At 60.9% G+C, this 25089-nt stretch carries 27 protein-coding genes; 14 read left to right on the forward strand and 13 right to left on the reverse strand.

Going from position 1 to position 25089, the window contains the following annotated elements; genetic code table 11:
- Positions 1-135: 135 nt before the first annotated feature.
- Positions 136-699: a hypothetical protein gene (locus tag LPB73_RS16870; protein ID WP_175367214.1), complete on the forward strand. Its 564-nt coding sequence runs from the start codon at positions 136-138 to the stop codon at positions 697-699.
- Positions 700-719: 20 nt separating this feature from the next.
- On the opposite strand, the gene bfr is transcribed toward LPB73_RS16870, so the two are convergent.
- The gene (bfr, locus tag LPB73_RS16875; RefSeq protein WP_068732242.1) at positions 720-1205 is read right to left on the reverse strand and encodes a bacterioferritin; all 486 of its coding nucleotides are present in this window, start codon (positions 1203-1205) and stop codon (positions 720-722) included.
- A gap of 150 nt (positions 1206-1355) precedes the next feature.
- On the reverse strand, positions 1356-1643 hold the full coding sequence (locus LPB73_RS16880; protein WP_231077608.1) for a (2Fe-2S)-binding protein: 288 nt from the start codon (positions 1641-1643) through the stop codon (positions 1356-1358).
- 380 nt (positions 1644-2023) lie between these two features.
- On the opposite strand from LPB73_RS16880, the gene LPB73_RS16885 reads away from it, so the two are divergent.
- Positions 2024-2335, forward strand: a complete 312-nt coding sequence (locus LPB73_RS16885; RefSeq protein ID WP_068732237.1) for a hypothetical protein — start codon at positions 2024-2026, stop codon at positions 2333-2335.
- Positions 2336-2580: 245 nt separating this feature from the next.
- Entirely contained in the window at positions 2581-2877 is a 297-nt protein-coding gene (locus LPB73_RS16890) for a hypothetical protein (RefSeq protein WP_068732235.1), read from the forward strand.
- 96 nt (positions 2878-2973) lie between these two features.
- Here LPB73_RS16890 and LPB73_RS16895 read toward each other — a convergent pair whose 3' ends face one another.
- From LPB73_RS16895 to ettA, 4 genes are all read right to left on the reverse strand, one after another.
- Positions 2974-4209, reverse strand: a complete 1236-nt coding sequence (locus LPB73_RS16895) for a lytic murein transglycosylase (RefSeq protein WP_231077609.1) — start codon at positions 4207-4209, stop codon at positions 2974-2976.
- A gap of 14 nt (positions 4210-4223) precedes the next feature.
- Positions 4224-4850 carry a TIGR00645 family protein gene (locus LPB73_RS16900; protein ID WP_120289007.1) on the reverse strand — a complete coding sequence of 209 codons (627 nt, stop codon included), beginning with the start codon at positions 4848-4850 and terminating at the stop codon, positions 4224-4226.
- Positions 4851-4957: 107 nt separating this feature from the next.
- Positions 4958-5728 (reverse strand): trans-aconitate 2-methyltransferase, encoded by a 771-nt coding sequence (tam, locus tag LPB73_RS16905; RefSeq protein WP_120289006.1) that lies wholly within the window; start codon positions 5726-5728, stop codon positions 4958-4960.
- Between the two features lie 13 nt (positions 5729-5741).
- A complete protein-coding gene (gene ettA / locus LPB73_RS16910) occupies positions 5742-7391 on the reverse strand; it encodes an energy-dependent translational throttle protein EttA (RefSeq protein ID WP_089267386.1) in 1650 nt (549 codons plus the stop codon).
- 231 nt (positions 7392-7622) lie between these two features.
- On the opposite strand from ettA, the gene LPB73_RS16915 reads away from it, so the two are divergent.
- Both LPB73_RS16915 and LPB73_RS16920 read left to right on the forward strand, forming a co-directional pair.
- The gene (locus LPB73_RS16915) at positions 7623-7829 is read left to right on the forward strand and encodes a hypothetical protein (RefSeq protein WP_231077610.1); all 207 of its coding nucleotides are present in this window, start codon (positions 7623-7625) and stop codon (positions 7827-7829) included.
- A gap of 114 nt (positions 7830-7943) precedes the next feature.
- On the forward strand, positions 7944-8903 hold the full coding sequence (locus tag LPB73_RS16920; protein WP_231077611.1) for a D-2-hydroxyacid dehydrogenase family protein: 960 nt from the start codon (positions 7944-7946) through the stop codon (positions 8901-8903).
- Between the two features lie 79 nt (positions 8904-8982).
- On the opposite strand, the gene LPB73_RS16925 is transcribed toward LPB73_RS16920, so the two are convergent.
- The gene (locus tag LPB73_RS16925) at positions 8983-10158 is read right to left on the reverse strand and encodes a L,D-transpeptidase family protein (RefSeq protein ID WP_231077612.1); all 1176 of its coding nucleotides are present in this window, start codon (positions 10156-10158) and stop codon (positions 8983-8985) included.
- 358 nt (positions 10159-10516) lie between these two features.
- On the opposite strand from LPB73_RS16925, the gene LPB73_RS16930 reads away from it, so the two are divergent.
- Positions 10517-11323 carry a hypothetical protein gene (locus LPB73_RS16930; protein WP_231077613.1) on the forward strand — a complete coding sequence of 269 codons (807 nt, stop codon included), beginning with the start codon at positions 10517-10519 and terminating at the stop codon, positions 11321-11323.
- Between the two features lie 12 nt (positions 11324-11335).
- Here the strand turns inward: LPB73_RS16930 and sseA are convergent, their stop codons facing one another.
- The 3 genes from sseA to LPB73_RS16945 all read right to left on the reverse strand — a co-directional run bounded on the left by sseA (position 11336) and on the right by LPB73_RS16945 (position 13930).
- On the reverse strand, positions 11336-12190 hold the full coding sequence (gene sseA / locus LPB73_RS16935; RefSeq protein ID WP_231077614.1) for a 3-mercaptopyruvate sulfurtransferase: 855 nt from the start codon (positions 12188-12190) through the stop codon (positions 11336-11338).
- A gap of 151 nt (positions 12191-12341) precedes the next feature.
- Positions 12342-12752, reverse strand: coding sequence for a rhodanese-like domain-containing protein (locus tag LPB73_RS16940; protein WP_231077615.1), 411 nt, complete (start codon positions 12750-12752; stop codon positions 12342-12344).
- On the reverse strand, positions 12749-13930 hold the full coding sequence (locus LPB73_RS16945) for a vWA domain-containing protein (RefSeq protein ID WP_068732219.1): 1182 nt from the start codon (positions 13928-13930) through the stop codon (positions 12749-12751). The genes LPB73_RS16940 and LPB73_RS16945 overlap by 4 nt, the downstream gene beginning before the upstream one ends.
- A gap of 304 nt (positions 13931-14234) precedes the next feature.
- Here LPB73_RS16945 and LPB73_RS16950 point away from each other — a divergent pair, with 304 nt between their 5' ends.
- The 6 genes from LPB73_RS16950 to LPB73_RS16975 all read left to right on the forward strand — a co-directional run bounded on the left by LPB73_RS16950 (position 14235) and on the right by LPB73_RS16975 (position 20539).
- Positions 14235-16151: a diguanylate cyclase gene (locus tag LPB73_RS16950; RefSeq protein WP_231077616.1), complete on the forward strand. Its 1917-nt coding sequence runs from the start codon at positions 14235-14237 to the stop codon at positions 16149-16151.
- Positions 16152-16368: 217 nt separating this feature from the next.
- Positions 16369-16611 (forward strand): GlsB/YeaQ/YmgE family stress response membrane protein, encoded by a 243-nt coding sequence (locus LPB73_RS16955; protein WP_068732215.1) that lies wholly within the window; start codon positions 16369-16371, stop codon positions 16609-16611.
- 94 nt (positions 16612-16705) lie between these two features.
- On the forward strand, positions 16706-17548 hold the full coding sequence (locus tag LPB73_RS16960; RefSeq protein WP_068732213.1) for an AAA family ATPase: 843 nt from the start codon (positions 16706-16708) through the stop codon (positions 17546-17548).
- Between the two features lie 192 nt (positions 17549-17740).
- The gene (locus LPB73_RS16965; protein WP_068732211.1) at positions 17741-18790 is read left to right on the forward strand and encodes an aromatic ring-hydroxylating oxygenase subunit alpha; all 1050 of its coding nucleotides are present in this window, start codon (positions 17741-17743) and stop codon (positions 18788-18790) included.
- 4 nt (positions 18791-18794) lie between these two features.
- Positions 18795-19550, forward strand: coding sequence for a GntR family transcriptional regulator (locus LPB73_RS16970; RefSeq protein WP_120289000.1), 756 nt, complete (start codon positions 18795-18797; stop codon positions 19548-19550).
- An 11-nt stretch (positions 19551-19561) separates the two neighbouring features.
- Positions 19562-20539 carry a PDR/VanB family oxidoreductase gene (locus tag LPB73_RS16975; RefSeq protein ID WP_175367225.1) on the forward strand — a complete coding sequence of 326 codons (978 nt, stop codon included), beginning with the start codon at positions 19562-19564 and terminating at the stop codon, positions 20537-20539.
- A 3-nt stretch (positions 20540-20542) separates the two neighbouring features.
- Here the strand turns inward: LPB73_RS16975 and LPB73_RS16980 are convergent, their stop codons facing one another.
- Positions 20543-21682, reverse strand: a complete 1140-nt coding sequence (locus tag LPB73_RS16980) for an MFS transporter (protein WP_231077617.1) — start codon at positions 21680-21682, stop codon at positions 20543-20545.
- A gap of 203 nt (positions 21683-21885) precedes the next feature.
- Here LPB73_RS16980 and LPB73_RS16985 point away from each other — a divergent pair, with 203 nt between their 5' ends.
- Positions 21886-22464: a TetR/AcrR family transcriptional regulator gene (locus tag LPB73_RS16985; protein WP_231077618.1), complete on the forward strand. Its 579-nt coding sequence runs from the start codon at positions 21886-21888 to the stop codon at positions 22462-22464.
- A gap of 3 nt (positions 22465-22467) precedes the next feature.
- Here the strand turns inward: LPB73_RS16985 and LPB73_RS16990 are convergent, their stop codons facing one another.
- Both LPB73_RS16990 and LPB73_RS16995 read right to left on the reverse strand, forming a co-directional pair.
- A complete protein-coding gene (locus LPB73_RS16990) occupies positions 22468-23061 on the reverse strand; it encodes a GNAT family N-acetyltransferase (RefSeq protein ID WP_231077619.1) in 594 nt (197 codons plus the stop codon).
- A gap of 70 nt (positions 23062-23131) precedes the next feature.
- Positions 23132-24067, reverse strand: a complete 936-nt coding sequence (locus LPB73_RS16995; protein WP_231077620.1) for an SMP-30/gluconolactonase/LRE family protein — start codon at positions 24065-24067, stop codon at positions 23132-23134.
- Between the two features lie 179 nt (positions 24068-24246).
- Between LPB73_RS16995 and LPB73_RS17000 the strand changes: the two genes are divergently transcribed.
- Complete coding sequence (locus LPB73_RS17000; RefSeq protein ID WP_231077621.1) at positions 24247-25074, forward strand: enoyl-CoA hydratase/isomerase family protein; 828 nt, start codon at positions 24247-24249, stop codon at positions 25072-25074.
- Positions 25075-25089: the final 15 nt, after the last annotated feature.

The raw sequence follows: 25089 nt of genomic DNA on the forward strand, positions 1-25089 counted from the left end.
CCTCGCCCGGATCCAAAAGGAGCTCCGGCAGCCGCGGTCATCCACGCACAACCTCTATTTGAAATTATCACTTAAGGTTGTATAATCACGACGCTTGGGGAGAGCGTTGTGCATGGCGTTGCGTTGATCCAGCTGATGACAGTCGCGGGCCTCATGCTTGGCGGCTGCGTGCGTGATCCGTTCGTAACGGAGCGGGACGAAACCTATGCGGGCGAATGGCTGATCCCGCACCAAATCGACCGCATTACCGGGGCCGAATTGCCCAGCGCCTATGTCTTTGCCGAAGCGTCAAACAGCAATGTGGATTTTCCACGCGTCTCGTCATTGCTGCTGACATGCATCGATGGCGCGCCGTTGATCCGCTTCGCCTTTGATTTCAAGATCGGCAGCAACCGCAACACGGTGCTCGGCTATCGCTTCGATGGAAAACCTGGTCACGACGACGTCGGCTCGCGGGTGGTGCGGGGAAACCAGATCATCGTCATCGAAGACAGGGCAGAGATCGCGACCTTCGTCAGCGAGCTTGCCGGTGCGAAGACGTTGTACGTCCGGATCAGGTCGATCAACGGGGGCCGAACGGCCGTCGAATATCCGCTGGAGGGATCGACTGCGGCGATCCGCGCGGCATTCGCGAAATGCGATATGCCGAAACCGCCCCTGCCAGAACAGGGGCGGACGACATTGTCCGGCGTCTATTGAGACACCGCAAAGATCCAGGCTTAGAACTCGCTCTCAAGGCCACCCATGTGCTTCTGGGTGTAGAGATCAATGCCGATCCGCTCGATCAGGTCGAGCTGGGTTTCGAGGAAGTCGATGTGACCTTCCTCATCCTTCATCAGCTTTTCGAACAGATCGCGCGAGACGTAATCCTTGACGCCGTGGCAGTAGGTGGCCGCTTCTTCATAAAGCGTGCGGGCGCCGATTTCGGCGGCCAGATCGCATTCGATGATTTCCTTGACCGTCTGGCCGATGCGCAACGGATCGAGAACCTGCATGTTCGGGAAGCCGTCCAGAAAGAGAATGCGATCGGTAAAACGATCCGCGTGATTCATCTCTTCGATGGATTCCTTGCGCCACATCTTGGCCATGTCGACCAAGCCCCAGTGATTCAGGAGCCGGAAGTGCAGCCAATATTGGCTGATCGCGGTGAGCTCACTGCGCAGGCCCTTGTTGAGGAATTCGATGACCTTCGGGTCGCCCTTCATGATGTTCTCCTGTCTGCTGAACCCGTCCGAAACAGGCCCTCGTCTGAATTTAGAATGTTTCTAAATCAGATTCACCGACAGGACAACCCTTCTTTGCTCAATTCGGCAAAGGGCGTGGAAAAGCTGGAAAGCTGTTGAATTTATAAGTGTTTAGGCTGCCGCTTCGATCGAGGCAATATCTGCCAGTTCGATATGCGCATGAGTCTCGGTGTGAGACTGCCCATGGGCCGCCGTATGCGGACAGCCGGCACAGCAGGACTTGGCACAGGCGCCCAGCGCTTCGTCCATGATCTTCTTGATCGTCCGTACGCACCGTCCGCACTGGGCGCTGCAGCCGAGGCATCCATAGACCTGCCCCGGCGTACGCGGCGGACGCGCTCCGGCAACGGCAGTACGGACATCATGGTCGGAAAAGACGTTGCAGGAACAAACGATCATGAGATGAAGGCGAACTCGCAGGTCAGGACCCCTCTTGGATATGTAAGAGGCCGCCCCGATGCAAAAGGAAAACGCCGACTTTGAAGCTATTCCAAACTACTGATCGCATGGAAGAAATTGGAACGAATCTAAAATTCGTCTAAGCGCTCGCAAGCGCCATGATCAGAAGACGGCTAGCCGACAGATGCCCCTATCCAGTAACCGCCTGCAACGCGGCATGCCCTTGGAGAGGGTCGCGGACCTCCGTCCGGAATGGCTTTAATATCAAGATGTAACCTGGATCGCGCGGTCCCGTTCATTGATCATTCAAGTGAAGTATGAAACTTTTCGCGTCAGGCAGCGCTATGTGTGAGCGCAGCCCGATTGAGAAAGGGAATGCCATGAAGAAAACTCTGATGGCCATTGCCGCCGTTGCCACCCTGGCCGTTTCCGCCATGGCTCCGACATCGGCAAGCGCGCAGCACTGGCGTGGACATGGCGGCGGTGGCGCGGTGGCTGCAGGTCTGATTGGCGGCGCCCTGCTTGGCGGCGCGATCGCTGCCGGCTCGGGATACTATGGTCCCGGCTACGGCTATTACGGCCGTCCTGCCTATGTGGCCGGCCCGGGCTATTACGGCGATTGTTTCTGGCAACGTCAGCGTTTTTGGGACGGCTATGGCTGGCGCATTCGCCGCGTCCGCGTGTGCGGCTGAGATCGCGGGATCATGTGATCTCTGAGATCACTCTGATCTCCTGTTACGCATCGGAAACCTACGACATTTCCAGTGCGTGATGCTTGCAATGGCCCGAAAAAACCGCTTTTTCGGAGCACTGACTGGCTAACGTTTACATCGAATTGACGGTTGGGCGCTTCTAAGTGAGACCGTCAGTTCGAATCGCAGCGTGAGTAGACCTTTAACCGTGCGTCGCTTGCGGCGCCCTTCTGGAGAGACTTGAGATGAAGAAGACGATTTCCGCCTTGCTCGCCGCCGCGACGGTTGCCGGTTCGCTGGTTGCTGTTGCGCCTGCCGCAAAGGCCGATGGTGGCCGCATCGCCGCTGGCGTTGCCGGTGGCCTGATCGGTGGCGCTCTCCTCGGTGGCGCCATTGCAGCCAGCCGTCCGGCTCCGGCCTACGGCTACGGCTACGCCCCCGCTCCGGTTTATGTCGAACCGGAATGCCGTGTCGTCCGCCAGCGCGTCTGGGACGAATATCGCGGCGTCTGGCGTTCGCGCCCGGTCGAAGTTTGCGATTGATCTGACCTAACCGTCGCGCAGCACTGCGCGGCGATCCACATTCAAAACCCGGCCGCTCGCGCGTCCGGGTTTTTCGTTAGCCATTCGAAAGGCTGACTATCTCGCGTTCATCGCGCGCAACACCGTCTCGCTGGGCCAGCAATCGACCTTGAGACCCGCGGACTTCTGATAGGCTCCGAGCGCGGCACGCGTCTTCATGCCGGCCTTGCCGTCCATCTTGTCGGCATAGAGACCAAGCCTCGTCAGGTGCCGCTGCATGGCCTCGACATCGGTGCTGCGCAACTGGTTCGATGCCGACCACGGCGCTGCAAACGGCTGCGCATTGGCCATTCGATCACTGAGATGGCCGACGAACAGCACATAGAGATCGGAGAAATTGTATTCCTTGATGACGAAATAGTTCTTCGTCGTCAGGAAGGCCGGGCCATAGATGCCCTCCGGCTGCAGCAGCGATGCCGGCTGCGCCTGCTCCGCCGCGCTGAGCTTCTCGCCACGGACCGGAATGAAGCCGGCACGAATCCACTCCCCAATCGGCCGGGTGACTTCTGGCACACCCATCGTACAGTCGGCATTGGCCGGCGCACGCACTTCATAGGCCCAGCGCAGACCGCGCTGCCAGCCCTTGTTGGTGAGTTGCTGCGCCGCGGATGCCAGCGCATCCGGGATTGATTTCCAGATATCGACACGGCCGTCGCCGTCGAAATCGACGCCGTGCTTATCCAGTTCCGACGGGAGGAATTGCGTGAGCCCCGTCGCGCCGCCCCAGGACACACGCAGATCCTTGCGCGATACGTCGCCGCGCTCGATCAGCTTCAGTGCCGCGATGAACTCGCCGCGATACTGGTCCTTGCGGCGACCGACATAGGCTTGCGTCGCCAGCACGCGAATGCCGTCATAGGGCAACTCATACCGACCGTAATCGGTCTCGCGCCCCCAGATCGCCAGAATGATTGTTGCCGGCACGCCGAAGCGCTGCTCGATGGCGGTGAGTGTCGCGCGATGCTTCTGCAGCAGCCGCTGCCCTTCGCCGGCCAGCCGGATGATGCTGGCTTCCTTCACATAATCCGCGGGCACCTGCACGAATTCCGCCTGCGACGGCGCGCCAGTCGCAGGACGGCCGGGCAGAATGAGATCCGGAAGCTTGTAGTCCGGCTCCAGCCCGCGCGTGACCTCATCGAAGGTCTTGCGCGAGACGCCCGCCTGTTGGGCTTCCGGCCAGAGCGAAGCAATGAAGGTGGTGAAGCCGGCGTCAGGTGCAGCAAGCAACGGAACCGGCCCGATTATCAGGCACAGGATGACGACGACTGAGAGCGGTCGCAGTGTCGTCCACATGCCCGGCTTCAATTTCAATGCGCGTGGCCTCCATGGCCCTGCTTGCCGTGACCGTTTTCTGGCGAATGCGGAACAACTCCGTTCGAGAGCTTGTCCACATAGGCGATGCCAACGGCCGAGAGAATGAACACGATGTGGATGATGGTCTGCCACATCACGCCCACCTCGGTGTAGTTCGTCGTGCGCGCGCTGGTGCTTCCGAGATTGCCGGCCTCGATGAAGGTGCGCAGCAGATGGATCGACGAGATGCCGATGATCGCCATCGCCAGCTTGATCTTCAGCACGCTGGCATTGACGTGGCTGAGCCATTCCGGCTCGTCCGGGTGACCGTTCAGATTGAGCCGCGACACGAAGGTCTCGTAGCCGCCGACGATCACCATCACCAGCAGGTTGGAAATCATCACAACGTCGATCAGACCCAGCACGACCAGCATGATCTGCTGTTCGCTGAAGTCGAACGAGTGTGCGATGAGGTGCCAGAGCTCCTTGAGGAACAGCACGACATAGACGCACTGCGCCACGATCAGGCCGATATAGAGCGGCAGCTGCAGCCAGCGCGAGCCAAAGATCAGCGCCGGAATCGGTCGCATCGCCCCGCCTTTTCCTCTGGGCGGCAATGGCGTTTCGGGCGTCATGGACATGGGGGGCTCGCTATGGGTCGAATCGGAATGCAATGGAAGCGCCGATCTTATAACGGCGCGTTCTGGACGCGATGATGTCGTGAATGCGCGGCAACTGGCCGCATCAGCTATTTGACAGCGACAATGAAGATCCGTGGAAATTTCAGCAGAACCTTGCCATCCGCCTGCGGCAAATAGCTGGCGGCGATGCGCGCGGTATACTCAGCGATGTAAGCCTTGCGCTCCGGCGGCTCCAGCGGGTCGACGAACGGGCGCAGCCCGGTGCCCTTCACCCATTCCACGATCGCGGTGGCATCGGCCAACGCATGATTGTAGACGGTGTGCCAGATCTCGACGCGGGAACACAGCGGCTGCAGCGCATCGTAATACGCGCCGGGCTTCGGCAGCGAGTCACGCAGCTCCGCAGCCTTTGAGAGCTGCGCACGCCACGGCTCGAGATAGGCGACCTCGCGCATCAGGATGTGCGAGGGCTCGTCGAGATTGTCCGGCATTTGCACAGCCAGCACGCCGCCCTGCGGCAATGCAGTGACCAGACGTTTCAGCTGCTTGATGTGATCCGGCACCCACTGAAACACGGCATTGGCAAACAAGACATCGGAGCCGGCCGGCGCCACCCAATGGGCGATATTGGCTTCAATGAAAGTCTGCGCGGGCAGACGTTCCCGCGCCTGCCGCAACATATCGGCCGACGTATCGACACCGATGACCGACGCTTGCGGCCAGCGATTGACCAGAAGCTCCGTCGAGTTGCCAGGCCCGCAGCCGATGTCGACGACCTTGCGGGCATCGAGAAGCGGAATCTGCGCGAGCAGATCCCGTGCCGGCCTGGTTCGCTCGTCCTCGAACTTCAGATACTGCTGCGCGCTCCAGTCGGCCATTTGAGAGTTCTCCTCAGCGCGTCAGTTTCTTGTATTTCACGCGATGCGGGATGATCGAATCCTGCCCGAGACGACGCATCTTGTCCTTCTCGTAGTCCTGGAAGTTACCCTCAAACCATTCGACATGGCTGTCGCCTTCGAAAGCGAGCATATGCGTCGCGATACGGTCGAGGAACCAGCGGTCATGGCTGATGATCACGGCGCAACCGGCGAAGTCTTCCAGCGCCTCTTCCAGCGCACGTAGCGTGTCGACGTCGAGATCGTTGGTCGGTTCGTCGAGCAGCAGGACGTTGGCGCCGGACTTCAGCATCTTGGCGAGATGCACGCGGTTGCGCTCACCGCCCGACAATGCGCCGACTTTCTTCTGCTGATCGCCGCCCTTGAAGTTGAATGACGAGCAGTAGCCGCGCGAATTGACTTCCTTCTTGCCGAGCAGGATCAGTTCGTTATTCCCCGAGATTTCCTCCCAGACAGTCTTCTTGCCGTCGAGCGCATCGCGCGACTGATCGACATAACCGAGATGAACGGTCTCACCGACAGTGATCGTGCCGCTATCGGGCTTCTCCTGTCCGGTGATCATCTTGAACAGCGTCGTCTTGCCGGCGCCATTGGCGCCGATGACGCCGACGATACCGCCGGGCGGCAGCTTGAAGGTCAGATCGTCGATCAGCACACGATCACCATAGGCCTTGGTGAGACCTTCGAAGTCGACGACGTTGTCGCCGAGGCGCTCGGCCACCGGAATGGTGATCTGCGCACCCTGAGTCTGCTTCTCGCTGGCCTTCTTGAGCAACTCGTCATAGCGCTGGTAGCGCGCCTTCGATTTGGCCTGACGGGCCTTGGGCGACGAAGCGATCCACTCCTGCTCGCGTTCCAGCGTCTTCTGATGGGCTGCGTCCTCGCGGCCTTCCTGTGCCAGACGCTTCTGCTTCTGCACCAGCCAGGACGAGTAGTTGCCCTCGTAGGGAATGCCGCGGCCGCGATCGAGTTCGAGAATCCAGGACGTCACATTGTCGAGGAAATAGCGGTCATGGGTCACGATCAGGATCGCACCCGGATAGTTGCGCAGATGACCTTCGAGCCACGACACGGATTCGGCGTCGAGATGGTTGGTCGGTTCGTCGAGCAGCAGCAGTTCGGGTGCATCGAGCAGCAGCTTGCAGAGCGCGACGCGGCGGCGTTCACCGCCGGAGAGCTTGGTGACGTCGGCATCGTCAGGCGGACAACGTAGCGCATCCATCGCCTGGTCGACCTTGCTGTCGAGATCCCAGAGGCCTTGCGCCTCGATCTCGTCCTGCAGCTTGGTCATCTCGTCAGCGGTCTCTTCCGAGTAGTTCATCGCCAGCTCGTTGTAGCGATCGAGAACAGCCTTCTGCTTGGCGACACCAAGCATGACGTTCTCGCGGACGTTCAAAGACGCATCGAGCTGCGGTTCCTGTTCGAGGTAGCCGACGCGCGCGCCCTGCGCGACCCACGCCTCGCCGGTGTATTCCTTGTCCAGGCCAGCCATGATCTTGAGCAGCGTCGACTTACCGGCGCCGTTGACACCGAGCACGCCGATCTTGGCGTCCGGATAGAACGACAAATGGACGTTATCCAGCACCTTGCGGGTCGGATAGGCCTTGGTCAGACCCTGCATGAAGTAGACGAATTGGCGAGCCATCGTGATCCTTGAAAACCGTCGCGGGCGTGAAAAATGGGTTGTCGCTGATGTAGCGGCGTGGCCCCGAAAGGGCAACCGGGGGTCTTAAGGATTTGGTAACTCTGCACTTCTTCGAGGCAGCCATTATGACAATTAAAACCGCTTTTTAACGACTTCCGCCAAGAGTGCTCCCAGGGCGATCAATCATGCCCCTCGCGACTGAAGTCGCGAGCAGACAGGCGGAGCCTCGTCATGGCGATCACTACATCAGTCCCCTCTCCAGCCGCCGCCGAAACCAGCGCGGCGCGCCCAGGCCTACTCCACGAAATCCGGACGTTCTGGCAGCTGTTTTTCGTCGCCGCCTTCGATCCTTACCGGCCCGAGCAGCATTACATGCGCGGCCCAGGCCCCGCCTGTCGCGCCAAGGACCCGTCCGCGCCGGTCCCGCCCTCACATTAAGCTGATCGCACTGCCGCCGACGATGCAGACGCTTGCGCACGCCCGCGAGGCGCGCAATGTGTCCATCCCCTGACGGCTTCAACACCGTCATCACCACACCGGATGGACGATCCCATGACGCGGCTGCGCTGTGCAATTCTCGACGACTATCAGAACGTGGCCCTGACGCTTGGTGACTGGAGCGCACTCGCCGACCGCATTGAGATCATCGTCTTCGACAAGCCGTTCGCCTCAGCGGACGAAGCGGCTGCAGCGCTGAAGGATTTCGAAATCATCTGCGCCATGCGCGAGCGGACGCCGTTTCCACGCGCGATGTTCGAGGCGCTGCCGAAACTCAAGCTGCTGATCACTTCCGGCATGCGCAATGCCGCGATCGATTTCGAGGCCGCGAAGGCTCGTGGCATAACGGTCTGCGGTACCGCGATGGTGGGCAATCCGACGGCCGGCCTGACCATCGGCCTGATGCTGGAACTGACCCGCAAGATCGGCTTTGAAAACGCACGCATGAAGGCCGGCAAGCCCTGGCAGGTTACCGTCGGCGAGGACATCGAAGGCAAGACGCTGGGAATCATCGGCCTCGGCAAGCTCGGCAGCCAGGTCGCCGGCATCGGCCGCGCGCTTGGGATGAAGACCATTGCCTGGAGCACCAATCTGACGCCCGAGGCCTGCGAAAAAGCCGGCGTGACCTACGCGACCAAGGAAGAACTGTTCGCCCAGGCCGACATCATCACGATCCACCTCGTGCTGAGTGATCGCTCGCGCGGATTGGTGTCACGGGCGGATCTCGCACGCATGAAACCAACCGCCTATCTCATCAACACAGCACGCGGCCCGATCGTGGATGAAGTCGCACTGCTCGAGACCTTGCAGGCCGGGAAAATTGCCGGTGCAGGTGTCGACACCTATTCCCATGAACCACTGCCGCTCGACAGCCCGCTGCGCAAGCTCGACAATGTCGTGATCACACCGCATCTCGGTTATGTCACCGCCGAAAATTACAAGCGGATCTATGCAGAGATGATCGAGGGCATCGGCGGCTGGTTGAACAGCGCCCCCGTCCGCAAGCTCAACTGACGCAAGCGCTCACTGCGCAAAAGAAAACGGGCGCCGTGTGATCACACGGCGCCCATTTTCTCGAAATCAGCTGAAGAAATCAGCGAATGCTGACCGGAGCCGGCAGCGGCTGAACCGATGTCGGCTGGGTGCCGGGCAGCGGCGCAGGAGCGGCATTCGCGCTCGGACCGGGGACCGGCTGAGCCGAAGCCGTGGTCGCCGGAGCCTTGCCGGGCATCACCACCACGCGGGTACCAACCTTGGCACGTTCGAACAGATCCGACACGTCGTCGTTGAGCATGCCGAAGCAGCCAGACGACACGGACTTGCCGATCGTCGACGGCTGATTGGTGCCGTGAATACGATAGACGGTGGAACCGAGATACATGGCGCGGGCGCCGAGCGGATTGCCTTCGCCGCCGGCCATAAAGCGCGGCAGATAGGGCTGGCGCTCGATCATCTCAGTTGGCGGATGCCAATCCGGCCACTCCGCCTTGCGGGTGATCTTCTGGACACCGTTCCAGGTGAAACCATCACGACCGACGCGCACGCCATAGCGCATCGCACGGTTGTTGCCGAGCACATAGTACAAATAGAAGTTCGGCGTATCGACGACGATGGTGCCCGCGGGCTCCTTCGTGACGAAATTGACTTCCTGCCGGCGGAACTGCGGCGGCAGCTGCGCCGGACCGGTTTCCGGCTGATCTTCCGGAGGCAATGAAGCCACCATCACGGAGCTGCCATTGGCGCCCAGACCCTGCCCCTGAACGGAGCCTGTCACAGGAGCGCCTTGCCCGCCCATGCCTTCAGGCGGACGCATTGCGCCATCGCCATTGCCGCGGTTCGAATACACCACCGGCGGCGCCATCGGGCGGCCATAGCGTGGATCGTCCGGCGACATGACCGGGCCCTGCGGCATGGCGCGATCGGAATAAACCGGGGCAGCACCAGCAGGGCGACCGTAGCGCGGATCGTCCGGAGACATCACCGGGCTCTGGGGCGCAATTCCGGGCGCGGACAGCCCCGTCATCGGCCGGCCACCGCGAGAGGGCGGCGCGTCATCTTCGTCGAGCGCATCAAAATCCGGCATGGCGTCCAGCGCGCGATCGGCGCGTGAATTGGCCGGATAGCCGCCCGGGGGATAATTGGGGTCGGCCGGGATCGAATAACCGCTTGGCGTGCCCACAGGATAGCCCTGCGCCACCGCGAGCGAATGACCCGCGACGCTACCGAGAGCCACGGTCGCCAATGTCGTCAAAACACGCTTGATCATCATTGCCCTTGTATAAGCTCAAGCAAAAACCGGAACATGCCGTCAGATCGCGCAGGATAGCGGCGCATTCAAGACAATTCCGGAAAAAAGCTTCCCATTTCGGTCATATTCGCGAGATCACACGCCGGCGTGGCTATCTTGCCTCACCTCCGCTGAAATCACTGCTCAGGAATGCGTCCTCAGTTGTGCATCTCACTTTTTAACAAACGGTTCCTGAGGCCGTGCGTTATCCTCAAATGGTCCTGATTCGCGACGCTTTGGCGGCAGCCGATTCTGCGGAACGGGCCGCTTCCAGTGTTGTCACCGCGTCCCCGTCGTTCGAAAGCCTTCCACGGTCTGTCCGAAGGCGGAACTGCCATTCATGCTTCCGGGTTTCCGATTTCTGTTCGCAGCCGTCCTGCTCACAGTCTCGTTGGTGGTCTTCGGCCTTGGTGCCGCAGCCCTGCTGCGCTCTGCTCATCAGGAATTCGCGACCATTCCGACCAGGCGCGCGCCGCAGGCCGTCTTTGCGCAGCAGCCCGTCGAAGCTCCGCCGACATTGGCCATGCTGCGCGTCGAGGCACCAGCCTCCACCCCTGAGACTGTCGCGCCACCAGCGGTCCCCGTGACATCGGCGGCAGAACAGGTGCCCCCCATCGCGGCTCCTGCGGAGCCGGAAAAGACCGCCTTGCCCGAGACCGCCGCGCCCTTGTCGACGCCGGCCGCACCGGTTGTCGAGATTACTGCCCCGGTGGTGGCGGCGACGCCGAAGCCTGACGTTGTAGCGAAGTCGGAAGCAACGAAGATCGAAGAGCGGGAACCTCTAACGACGGTTGCCGTCGCACCAGCGACCTCCGTCGAACCAGTTGCCGCCCCTCCTCCCGAGCCTGCCGTCGTTCCTGCACCAGCCGCCGCAGCAGAGGTTGTAGCAACGCCAGCGGGGCCACAGCCGACAGCCACGCTGACTGATGACGACGCAAGATTGTCTTCGACGAAAATTGCGATGCTGGGTGGACCGCCCATCGATACCGAGTCGGTACCATTGCCGAAAGCCAAGCCTGCTGCAGAGCCCGCCAAGAAGGTCGTGAAGAAGCGCGTCACCGTCAAAAAGCGGCGTGTAGCCTCAAGGCCTATGGCTGCCGCTGCACAACAGCCGACCGACCCGTTCGGATTGCCGGTCGCGCGCTGACCTTGATCCCGATTACGCCGGCCCGGTCGCGACGGGCGGACCGTCGGGCTGCCCCCATTCCGACCACGAGCCGTCATAGAGCGCCGAACCGCGCACGCCGAGACGATAAAGCGCCAAAGTCAACACCGCCGCAGATACGCCGGAGCCACATGTGGTGACGATAGGCTTGTCGAGATCGAGCCCCGTGCCGGTGAAGGCTTGGCGCAACTCTTCGAGCGGCTTCATCGTGCCGGTCGCAGCGTCGAACAACAGGTTGTAAGGCAGGTTGCGGCTGGCGGGGATGTGACCGGAGCGAATGCCCGCGCGCGGTTCAGGGACAATTCCCTCGAAGCGATTGGCGGCACGCGCATCGATCAATTGCTCTTTGCGCGAATCCAGATTGGCAACCACCTGCGCCTTGCTACGAATATACGACTTGTCGAGTGTGGCGCTGAAAGTGCCAGGCTTCGGTGACGACTTTCCGGTTTCTATCGCACGCCCTTCGGCCTTCCATTTCTTCAACCCGCCATCGAGCACCTTCACATTGGCGTGGCCGTAAGAGAGGAACATCCACCACGCCCGCGGCGCCGCAACCCAGCCGCCTGCATCATAGGCGACAACCGTATCATCGGAGGAAATGCCGAGCGCACCAACATCTCGGGCGAACTGGTCAGCATCCGGATACATATGAGGCAGATCAACGGAATGATCTGACACTGCATCGACATCGAAGAACACCGCGCCCGGAATATGCGCAGCGAGATAGTCATCGACCGGCAGCGGGAGCACCCCGGGCATCTTGAATGAGGCGTCGATGACCTTGACCTTGGGATCGCCGAGATGAGCGGCAAGCCATTCGGTGGAGACGAGAGGATCGGTGCTGGTCATCGGACTGTCCTGTGGTGCTCAATACGATCGTCATGGCCGGGCTTGTCCCGGTCATCCACGTCTTGCATCGCGTAATGTGTAAGACGTGGGTGCCCGGGACAAGCCCGGGCACGACGATTGAGGGTTACGCGCTCATCACGATGCAGCGCGATTACTTCGCCTTCGACTCGACCTTCTCGACCGCGCCGCCCGCATTGCGCCAGGCGGTGAAGCCACCGCCCAGATGCGCCACCGGCTTCAGGCCCATATCGGCTGCGGTCTTGGCCGCCAGCGCCGAGCGCCAGCCGCTGGCGCAATGGAAAATGAATTTCTTGTCTTCCTGGAAGATCGGCTTGCCATAGGGACTTTCCGGATCGATCCAGAATTCCAGCATGCCGCGGGTGCAGGAGAACGAGCCCGGGATCTTGCCTTCGCGTTCGATCTCGCGGGGATCGCGGATATCGACGATGACCACATCCGGGCTTTCCGCCGCTTTCATTACGTCCTCGACGCTCATGGTCTCGATCTGCGCGTTAGCTTCGTCGAGCAGCGCCTTGTAGCCGCGGGTAATCGTCTGCGTCATGCTTTTCGCACCAGTTCCTTCATTGCACCTTCGAGACCTTCAATCGTCAGCGGATACATCCGTTCCGAGAACAGTCGCCGAATGATGGTCGTGGACTCCGAGTAATCCCAGTGCCGCTTGGCGACAGGATTGAGCCACACCGCATTCGGATAGGTCTGCGTGATGCGCTCCAGCCAGACCGAGCCGGACTCTTCGTTCACATGTTCGACCGAACCGCCGGGCACCATGATCTCGTAAGGCGACATCGAGGCATCGCCAACGAACACGATCTTGTAGTCATGGGCATATTTGTGCAGCACGTCCCAAGTCGGCGTGCGGTCCGTGAAGCGACGTTTGTTCTGCTTCCACACGCCTTCATAGAGGCAGTTGTGGAAGTAGAAATACTCCATGTGCTTGAATTCGCTCTTCGCCGCCGAAAACAGTTCCTCGACCTGCTCGATATGCGAATCCATGGATCCGCCGATATCGAAGAACACCAGCACCTTGACCGCGTTGCGCCGTTCCGGACGCATGTGGACGTCGAGATAGCCGTGATTGGCGGTCTCCCGAATCGTGGTGTCGAGATCGAGTTCATCCGGCGCACCGGTGCGGGCAAACTTGCGCAGACGGCGCAGCGCCACCTTGATATTGCGGATTCCAAGCTCGACGTTGCCGTCGAGATCCTTGAACTCGCGCTTGTCCCAGACCTTCACCGCGCGCCGGTGGCGGCTCTTTTCCTGGCCGATACGGATGCCTTCGGGATTGTAGCCTTCGGCACCAAACGGTGATGTCCCGGCGGTGCCGATCCATTTGTTGCCGCCCTGATGACGTTCCTTCTGCTCTTCAAGGCGCTTCCGCAGGGTTTCCATGAGCTTGTCCCAGCCCATGGCCTCGATCTGCTTCTTTTCTTCCTCGGTGAGATATTTCTCGGCGAGCTTCTTCAGCCACTCGGCCGGAATCTCCGCCTTTTCCATAGCGTCGAGCAGGCTCTCAAGCCCCTTGAAGACCGTCCCGAACACCCGATCGAACTTGTCGAGATTGCGCTCGTCCTTCACCAGCGCTGCACGGGACAAATAATAGAAATTCTCCACCGACTGATCAGCGAGGTCGGCGTCGAGCGCCTCCATCAGCGTGAGATATTCGCGCAGGGTCACCGGGACCTGTGCATCGCGCAGCGATGTGAAGAATTGCAAGAACATGATTGACAGATTGCCCGACCACCCGCGTCCGTCAAGGGCCGGATGTGGTAGAAGCCTACACCGCTCCGTGGTGCGCCATCGCGGCGCATATCGGGAATAAGCGAGATTTATCAGTCAAACCGGGGCGAATTCCGCTCCGCGGCATGGTGAAGCAATCGCTTGTCAGATTGCAGGTATTTGTTTCAACAATTCCGGCGTCAGTAACCACGCAGCGCGGTGTCCCGCCATCGGCGGGCATTCTTAGCTATCGTGAAAGCAACGACGGCCATGGTGATGGCCTGTTTTGCTGTCAACATTGAAACGAATGACCGTACCCACGACACTGACCAGCAGTTCGCCGAGCCGACTCTCCGCGCCGGGTGTGATCGTCACGCTGTTCGTGCTGGCGATGAGCGCGTGCGTGCTCGGGCTTGTCGTCTGGAAGGCGCTCGATGCCCGCCAGACCGTATTGGCGCAAAGCGAAACCGACAGTCGAAACCTCGCACATTCGCTGGTCGAACATGCTTCGCGCTCGATACAGGCCATCGACATCGCCATGAGCGGGATGGCGGATCTGCTGAAGTACCAAAACCCGCAGCCGGATCGCTTCAACACGTTTCTGGCCAACACGGCGAATGCACTGCCACAGCTGCGCGAAATCGGTGTATTCGATACGCTTGGGAACTGGCGCTATTCCTCGCTGCCGGAAACGCCAACGCACAATAATTCCGACCGCGACTATTTCATTTATCATCGCGACCACACCGACTCCAATATCAGGATCAACGCCCCCATCACGTCGCGGCTAACCGGCCGTACATCAATCATCCTGTCGAAGCGGATCGACGGCCCCGACGGCAGCTTCAAAGGTGTACTGACGGGCGCGATCGACAACCAGTACTTCAGCGATTTCTACAAAACATTCCAGATCGGCGAGAGCGGCGGCATCAGCCTGATCCGAAGCGACGGCATACTGCTGATTCACTGGCCATCGATGGAAGTTGGGAAGGACCTCTCCGGAACTCAGCTCATTCAGACCCGTCTGAAACAGAGTCTGGCAGGCTTCTACAAGATCGATTCGCCGTTCGACGGCATCACCAAATATTTCAGCTACGAGCAAACCACGCAGTATCCGCTGATCGTCACAGTCGCGATTCCGGAAGATCAGGTGTTGGCGATATGGAAGAGCAATCTGCTCTCCGACGTTATCGTTGCTTCAGTCCTGCTCTGCACCGTGATCCTGCTCGCCGCCCTGCTATCGACCCAGTTTCGCTTCCGGCTCAACATGGAACACGCGCTCCGCGAGCGCGAGTCCCGCTATCGCCTGCTCGCCGACAACATCGCCGATGTTATTATCCTGCTCGATCGCTTTGGAAATATCGTCTTCGTCTCGCATTCGGTCGAATTCGTTTTGGGGCATAATCCGAAAGATCTGCTCGGGCGCTCCTGCTTCGAACTGGTGCACCCGGAGGATGTGGAAACCGTGAAGGCGGCCAGCGCGCAATTGAAAGATCTCACAGCGAACCGCACCGTGATTTTTCGAACTTATCGTGACGACCATTCACTCGCTTGGGTGGAGGTTAACTTCAAACTGGCCACCCGCGAGATCGATCGCGACAAGGTCGAAATCGTAGGCGTGCTGCGCGACGTCACCCTTCGAAAAAGCATGCAGGACGAGTTGACGTCGTTGAATACAAAGCTCGCAGAACTCGCGACCACTGACGGGCTGACGGGGCTCGCCAACCGCCGCACACTCGACGGCTTTCTGCGCCGCGTCTTTGAGCAGCACGACGAGATGTCGGTGCTTTTGATCGATGTCGACAACTTCAAGGGCTATAATGACAGCAACGGCCACCAGGCCGGCGACGAATGCCTCAAACGCGTCGCGGCCGTCATTGCCGATGCCACGATCAATACGCCGGCATTGTCCGCACGTTATGGCGGCGAGGAGTTCGCCATCGTTTTGCCGGACGTATCCGAGGCCGATGCGATCACTATCGCGGAAGCCCTGCGTCTTCGAGTCAGGGCATTGGAGATTCCAAATATGGCATCAACCCGCGGCCACCTGTCGATCAGCGTCGGCGTCGCCAGCCGGAACAGCCTGACCTCGAACGAAGCCGTCCTGGTCGGCGAGGCCGATCTGGCGCTTTACGAGGCCAAACGACGTGGTCGAGATTGCGTTGTCGCCAATTCGGCGCTGCAACGCGAATATTTCAGCGCGGGCTTTTCGCACAACAGCTGATCCGCCAATTGCCGCCAGACCGTCTGGCTTTTCCCCGCCATGATATGTTCTTCGTCATCGCAAAAGGTCCCGCGAAGTGCCCGGAATGGTGGCTGGACCTGACCAATAATTCAATTAAACTTCGCCCGGAAACGTGCCGGCTGGCCAAATTGGCCGACGGCTGATGATCACAACAGGAATGGCGCGTCACTTGATGTCGCCCGCGAAGGATTGATCCATGGGAATTCTCGCAGCATTGCTGATCGGCGCCATTGCTGGCTGGCTGGCCGGGTTGATCGTTCGTGGCGCCGGCTTCGGCCTGCTCGGCAATATCGTCATCGGCATCATCGGCGCACTGGTCGCTGGCTGGCTGCTGCCGCGCCTGGGTGTGAGCCTTGGCGTTGGGGCGATCCGCGACATCATCAACGCCACCATCGGCGCGGTGATCGTGCTCGTCATCCTGTCGCTGATCCGGCGCTGACGTCGCATCCCCTCACTCTGCGATCGCCTACCGCGATTCCATCATTTTCGGCGGCGCGCGTCCGCGCGACAAGAAGAAACAAGGCAAAGTCTCCATGAAATTTACCGGCACCGAAAACTATGTCGCGACCGATGATCTCAAGGTCGCGGTCAATGCCGCTATCGTGCTCGAACGCCCGCTGCTGGTGAAGGGCGAGCCTGGCACCGGCAAGACTGTACTGGCCGAGGAAGTCGCCAAGGCGCTGGGCGCACCGCTGCTGACCTGGCACATCAAGTCGACCACAAAGGCGCAGCAAGGCCTCTACGAATACGATGCCGTCTCGCGCCTGCGCGACAGCCAGCTCGGCGATCCCCGCGTTTCAGACATCGGCAACTACATCAAGCGCGGCAAGCTGTGGGAAGCTTTCACCCATGCAGAGCGACCGGTGCTGCTGATCGACGAAATCGACAAGGCTGACATCGAATTCCCGAACGACCTTCTGCTCGAGCTCGACCGCATGGAATTCCATGTTTACGAGACCGGCGAGACCATCAAGGCGGCAAAGCGCCCGATCGTGATGATCACATCGAACAACGAGAAGGAATTGCCCGACGCGTTTCTGCGCCGTTGCTTCTTCCACTACATCAAGTTCCCTGACATCGACACCATGAACCAGATCGTCGAGGTCCACTTCCCCGGCATCAAGCATCGCCTCGTCGCCGAAGCGATGCGTATTTTCTTCGAGGTGCGCGACGTGCCCGGCCTCAAGAAGAAGCCATCGACGTCGGAACTGCTCGACTGGCTGAAGCTGCTGGTCAATGAGGATATGTCGCCGGAGATGCTGCGGGAGCGCGACCCGCGCAAGCTGATCCCGCCGCTGCATGGTGCGCTGTTGAAGAACGAGCAGGACGTGCACCTGTTCGAGCGGCTGGCGTTTTTGAACAGACGGGAAGTCTGATCCACCATCGAGGTATACAGCCTTCACGGAAAACCGCCCTCAGGGGCGGTTTTTTAATACCTATTCCGCAGATATTTTCCAATTTCAGTATACATAAACTGGTTCTAATTCCCGTTTTATTGAGGTATCGTCCCTTCAAACGCCAGACCTGTATACAGACAGGACTCAAGAACTGCGCCACGGAGGAATACGATGCCCGCTTCATTCCCGCTGAACGCCTGGTACGCCGCCGCCTGGGATGCCGACATCAAGCACCAGCTTTTCCCGCGCACGATCTGCGGCAAGCATGTGGTGATCTATCGACGCTCCGATGGCGGCGTCAGCGCGCTGGAGGATGCCTGCTGGCACCGGCTGGTGCCGCTGTCCAAGGGACGCCTCGAGGGCGACACTGTGGTCTGCGGCTATCACGGCCTGAAATACAACGCGCAGGGCCGCTGCACCTTCATGCCCTCGCAGGAGACCATCAATCCCTCCGCCTGCGTGCGCTCCTATCCCGTGGTCGAGCGGCATCGCTTCATCTGGCTGTGGATGGGCGACCCGGCGCTGGCAGATCCGGCACTAGTGCCGGACATGCACTGGAATGACGATCCGGAATGGGCCGGCGACGGCAAGACGATTCACGCGAAGTGCGACTACCGCCTCGTGGTCGACAATCTGATGGATCTCACCCACGAAACTTTCGTGCACGGCTCCAGCATCGGTCAGGACGACGTCGCTGAATCTCCTTTCGATGTCACCCATGGCGACAAGACCGTGACGGTGACGCGCTGGATGAAGGGCATTGAGGCGCCGCCATTCTGGGCCGCGCAGTTGCGCAAGCCTGGCCCCGTCGATCGCTGGCAGATCATCCACTTCCAGGCGCCGAGCACGGTGAATATCGACGTCGGCGTCGCACCGGCGGGAACCGGCGCGCCGGAAGGCGATCGCTCGCAGGGCGTCAATGGCTTCGTGCTCAACACCATGACGCCGGAAACCGAGACCACCTGCCACTATTTCTGGGCCTTTGTGCGCAACCACCGCATCACCGAGCAGAAGATCACCACGGAAATCCGCGAAGGCGTCGCGGGTATTTTCCGCGAGGACGAAATCATTCTCGAAGCGCAGCAGAAGGCGATGAACGAGAACCCCGATCGCGTCTTTTACAACCTCAATATCGATGCCGGCGCGATGTGGTGCCGACGGGTCATCGACCGCATGGTGGCGAAGGAAAGCACGCCACCCAAACTGCAGGCGGCAGAGTAAAATCATGAGCGAACGCGATACCGAACGCTCCGTCTCGCAGACCGTGCGTGCGCAGCTCGCACTGCGCGACATGATCCTGTCCGGCACGCTGCGCTCGGGCGAGCGCATCAGCGAATTGCAGGCTGTGGAAATCACCAGCGTCTCGCGCACGCCGGTGCGCCTCGCACTGGTGCGTCTGGAAGATGAGGGTCTGCTGCAGGCGATCCCCTCCGGCGGCTTCATGGTGAAGGCGTTTTCCGAGCGCGACATTCTCGACTCCATCGAACTGCGCGGTACGCTGGAAGGCCTCGCAGCCCGCTTCGCCGCCGAGCGCGGCGCCAGCGCGCGCAATCTCGAACCGTTGAAGGAATGCCTGTCCGATCTGGATCAGTTGGTGCGCCAGGATCCGATCTCGGTGGAAGCCTTCTCCGCCTATGTCACCATGAACGCCCGTTTCCATGCGCTGCTGACCGACCTTTCCGGCAGCGCGCCGGTGATCCGGCAGATAGATCGTGTTTCGGCGATGCCCTTTGCCTCGCCCAGCGCCTTCGTGATGGCGCAGTCAGCGCTGCCGGAAGCGCACAACATCCTGCTGATCGGCCAGGAACATCACCGCATCGTCGTCGACGCCATCGAGAATCGCGAAGGAGCACGCGCCGAGGCGATCATGCGTGAGCATGCGCGGCTTGCCGTGCGCAATCTGCGGCTGGCACTGCGCAATCGCAATCATCTCGATCTGCTGCCTGCACTGGCATTGCTGACCTCGACACCGGCGGATTGACGGAGACCTTCATGCGTTTTGCAGAACACTGGATGGGATGCCGCGTCGAGGCCACGCGCAATGTGGCGCCGAACATTCGCGAGATCACGCTGAAGCCGGATACACCGCTGTCGTCCTACCCTCTCGGCAGCCACATCAATGTCAGCCTCCTGATCGACGGCCAGCCACAGACGCGATCCTATTCGCTGGTGGGAGAACGCAGCAACGAGTTGCTGCGTATCGCTGTGCGGCTGGCACCGGATAGCCGCGGCGGCTCCAAAGCCATGTGGGCACTGCAAGTCGGCGCGCGGCTGGAGATCTCCAGCCCGTCATCGCTCTACGACATCGACTGGAATCGTGGGACATACTGCCTGATCGCTGGCGGCATCGGCATCACGCCGATCACCGGCATTGCCGCAGCGCTCCACAGCAAAGCCATCGATCTGCAGCTGCATTATGCGGTGAAGGCTCGCAGCGAAGCCGCCTATCTCGATGAACTATCGACGCTGCTCGGCGACCGCCTGACGGTGCACGCCAGCCATGAAGGCGCACGACTGGATTTCGCCGCGACCTTTGCTGCCTTGCCTCACGATGCCATCGTCATCCTCTGTGGCCCGATGCGCATGCTGGAAGCAGCCCGGCGCGAATGGAACGCCGCCGGACGCGCCCCCGCTGATCTGCGCTATGAAACCTTCGGCTCCAGCGGTCTCCTGCCAACTACGGAATTTCGCGTTCGGCTGAAGGGCAGCGGCGCGGAGATCGTAGTGCCGCAAAGCCGCTCGATGCTGGCAGCGCTCAACGAGGCCGGCTTCGAGGTGATGTCGGACTGCGAACGCGGCGAATGCGGGGTCTGCGCCATCGACGTTCTCGCCGTCGACGGCGAAATCGATCATCGCGACGTCTTCTTCAGCGATCACCAGAAGAGCGGCAATACGAAGATCTGTCCCTGCGTCTCGCGCGTCGTCGGCACGGTGACAGTGGATACGTTGTATCAGCCGGACGCTGTCTGACCGTCAGCGTTCACCGCGCAGCGACGCAATCATCGACATGATCGCGAGCACGATGACCACGGCGCCATAGACATAGGCCACGACGGCCAGTCCGGCATATGGCACAGCCACGCCTGCAGCGAGTGCCGGCAGGCTGAAGGCCAGATAGGACAACACATAGAACGCCGCCAGCAAACCGGCGCGCTGATGCGCCTCGGCGGTCGGCAGCAGCGTGCTCAGCGAGCCGGCGAAGGACGCGCCGAAGCCGAAACCTGCGATCACCGAACCGGCAAACAGCATCGCAACGCTGTGCTGCCAGATGCCGAGCAGCGAGACGAGGACGCCCAGCGACAGTGCGGCCGTGCCAATCACCAGCAACCGCTGCGCCGGAAGCTGCCGAAGGGCGGCCACGGTCAGTGCTGCAGCGAGCATCAGGGTCGCGACCACAACGCCGCCGACCCAAGGCGCGGAGACGCCCATCGTTGTTGCGACCACCGTGGGCATCAAGGACAGACTGAAACCGCCCAACGCCCATGTGGCGACGGTGGCCGGTGCAACGCGCAGCAGCGCGGCACGCGATTGGCTGGGCACGCGCACATGCGGCCGCAGCGAAGCCAGCGCGCCCGATTTGCGCGACACGGTCTCGGGCATTACGAACAGCAGCATAATCATCACGGCCGTCAGCGCGAATAGAACCTCATAGACCAGATGCAGCGGATCGGGCGCGAAGGTGACGAGCGCCGCCGCGCCGAGCGCGCCGACCATCAGGCCAAGAAAGGCGGTCACGCTGTTGAGCAGCGGTCCGCGCTTGCGGTCGGTATCGAGGATCGCAGCGCCCAATGCCGTTGTCGCCGTGCCGACGCACAGGCCCTGCACGGCACGCGCGAGGATCAATTGCCCGACATCATTGGCATAAGAGAACAGCACCATCGCGACAGCATTCAGCAGCAGACCGCCGAGAATGACCGGACGGCGTCCGACATAATCGGACAGACCGCCGACGGTCAGCAGCGCGGCCAGCAGGCTGATCGCATAGACCGCAAACACCAGCGTGATCATCAATGGCGAGAGGTGCATCGACTGCTGGTAGAGCCGATACAGCGGCGTCACCGCGCTACTGCTGGCTGCGACCAGCGCGGCCCCGGCAAAACTGAATGCCGTCATGGCCGATGGCTTCAACACCCAACCGGCTCTGGCGGGTGATGCTTGAGCATTGGAAACACACGTCTTTTCGGCGTTGCCTTGCATAGCTCATTCCTAAAAGCTAAATAGTTGCATTAGGCATCTAGGTTGGCCGAGAGCTTAATGCAAATATTTTGCGTTAAGAATCTCAGTTTTTCGCACATGTGCGACCGTGGGAGAACGATGTGACGGTGAAGGAACGAGTCCGGATCGGTGGACGCAGCGCGCGTATCCAGAGCGCCGTGCATGATGCTGTCCGCAAATTGGGGGCTCTTTCCACCCGAAACCAGATCACCGTGCCGCAGATCGCTGCCGAGGCTGGCGTGACGCCGTCAACCATCTATCGACGCTGGGGCGATCTGTCCGCGCTGCTTGCCGACGTCGCCGTAGCGCGGCTGCGGCCGATCGCGGATCCCGACGACACCGGCGCGGTCGAAAGCGATCTGCGCGCCTTCATCGAGCAATATGCCGAAGAGATGTCGTCTCCGGTCGGCCAGGCGCTTATGCGGGACGTGTTGTCGGCCCTGAAGGAGGGACTGCCGAGCGCCTGCGCGGGCTTCACCTGCGATCACCTCACCACCCTTAACGCACGCGCCAAAGCGCGCGGCGAGACGCCCTTCGACATCGACGAGGTGATCGACCATGTGGTGGCGCCGATCATCTATCGCGCGCTATTCAGCGAACAAATACCGACATCCGATTATTGCAATCGCCTGATTGACCGGATTTATCCGCCTGCCCGCAAGCGACGCACCGCCAGCTGATCGTCAGCGCGGCTTCTCGTCCAGCTGATAGGTCAGATGCGCCTTCACCGTCGGCCATTCGCCGGGCAAGATACTATAGACAACCGTATCGCGCAGCGTGCCGTTCGGCGCGATCTGGTGATTGCGCAGGATGCCGTCCTGCTTGGCGCCGAGCCGCTCAATGGCGCGACGGGACTGATGGTTGAAGAAATGCGTGCGGAATTCCACCGCGATGCAATCCAGCTTCTCGAACGCATGCCCGAGCAACAGCAGCTTGCACTGGGTGTTGAGCGCGGTGCGCTGCACCCACTTGCCATACCAGGTCGAACCGATCTCGACCCGGCGGTTGGCGGCATCGACATTCATATAGGTCGTCATGCCGGCGATCTTGCCGTCGGCATCTTTCACCGTGAATGGCAGCATCGCGCCTGATGCCTGCAGAGCGAGCCGACGGTCAATCTCGGCGCTCATCTTTTCGGGCGTTGGGATCGCCGTGTACCAGATCTTCGAAAGGTCGCCTGACTTGGCGGCCTCGATCAGGCCATCGCAGTGATCTTTGGCAAGAGGTTCGAGCTGGGCGCGAGGTCCACTGAGCGTAACGGGTTCAAGCCACGGCATCGGTCTTCCTTCGTTCTAGACGCGCGATCGGACGCAAAACCGGCTTCCACTTTTGCTGATCGCGCTCGGGCTACTTGTTCAAGAAATTGAGCGGCAAGCCACCGCGCGGCCAGTCCATCGCGATCAGCTCGCCCTTGCCCGACAGCGTGATATAGGCCGTCTTCAGCTCGGGGCCGCCGAATGCGATATTCGTGGTGACGCGGTCGCCAGTTTGTATCTGTTCCACCAATTTTCCGTCCGGCGCAATCACCGAGATGCAGCCGCTGACCAGTGTTGCGACGCAGACATTGCCGGAGGCTTCCACCGCGAGAGAATCGAACATCTGATAGCCGCCAAGACCCGCGATGGGACGGCCGCGCTCACCGCGATAGATCACGCCACTCGGCTTTACCTCGCCGGGCGCGCCAACATCAAAGGCCCACAACCGCGCCGTCGGCGTCTCGGCCACGTACACAGTCTTCTCGTCCGGCGACAGACCGATGCCGTTGGCCGGCAACATGCCGAAATGCCCTTCGACGACTTCGGTAGCACCCGGCTTCATGTAATAGAACGCGCCGACATCCATGTCGCGATGGCGACGCTTGCCGAGATCGGTGAACCAGAGCCCGCCCTGCTTGTCGAACACCAGATCGTTCGGTCCCTTCAGCGGATGCGCGCCGCATTTGTCGAACAGGGTTTCGACCTTGCCGTTAGAGAGGTCCACGCGCTGGATCGAGCCGCCGATATATTCATGTGGCTCCGGCGCGCCAGGCATGATGGCGCCGCGCGACGCCGCCCAGCTGAAGCCACCATTGTTGCAGAGATACATCTTGCCGTCAGGGCCGAGCGCTGCGCCGTTCGGGCCGCCCGGGATTTTCGCAACCACTTCCTTGCGGCCATCGGGCCACACCCGCGTCAGTTGCTGCGCACGGATCTCGACCAGAATGACGGAGCCGTCCGGCATCACCACCGGGCCTTCGGGGAATGCGAGATCGGTGGCGAGGACGCGGATGTTGGGGCTGGACATGGAAACTCCCTGACATTTTCTTGGTTTGTTATCGCACCCTGGGTGGGCGACGCAGCGTGACGAAAGTAGAGCAAACATGTCCGGCGCTGCCAAGCCGCGCAAATGCATGGCCACTTGCGTGGAATTTCCATTCGGCTTTAGCTGCAATCAACGATAACGCGAAAAGTCCGAGGAAACCGATGCCGACCGACACCGCAGTTGCGCCTGAAGCCGATGAAGAAGTGCTCTACTCTGTCGCCCATGGCATCGCGACCGTCACGCTCAATCGCCCGCAACGGTTGAACACGATCTCACGCGAGATGCTGTCGCAGCTCAGCGAACTGTTCCTGAAAGCGGACGCTGATCCCGAAGTCCGCGTGGTGATCCTGACGGCCACCGGCCGCGCCTTCTGCGCCGGGCTCGACATGGCCAGCGCCACCAAGGGCACCGGCATCGGCTCCGCCAATGACGCCAACAACAGCCGCACCACGCTCGATCTCAAGACCGCGCCCCCGATCGTGATGTTCAACATGGAGAAGCCGACCATATGCGCCATGAATGGCGCCGCGGCCGGCTATGGCATGGACGTCGCGCTCGGCTGCGACATGCGTATCATGTCGGAGAGTGCCAAATTCGCCGCGGCCTTCGTGAAACGTGGCGTGGTGCCTGAATCCGGCGGCACCTGGTTTCTGCCGAGGATGATTGGCTGGGCCAAGGCAGCCGAGCTGATCTTCACAGGCCGCACACTGTCGGCGCGCGAAAGCCTCGAAATGGGCCTTACCAACGAGGTGGTTGATGATGCGGAATTGATGACGCGCGCCAATGCAGTGGCGGCCGAGATTGCCGCCAATGCGCCGCTCGCAGTGCAGGCAGCCAAACGCATGATGCGCTCAGGTCTGTCCGAGAGCTTTGGCGACCACGTCCATCACGTGTTCCTGCAATTGCTGCCGCTGTTTCGCACAGCGGATTTCCGCGAAGGCATGGCGTCGTTTCTTGAAAAGCGCCCAGCCAAATTCACTGGCAAGTGAGCGCGACGCACAAAC

Origin of the sequence: Tardiphaga sp. 37S4, from assembly GCF_021044645.1 — a bacterium.
Lineage (GTDB): Bacteria > Pseudomonadota > Alphaproteobacteria > Rhizobiales > Xanthobacteraceae > Tardiphaga > Tardiphaga robiniae.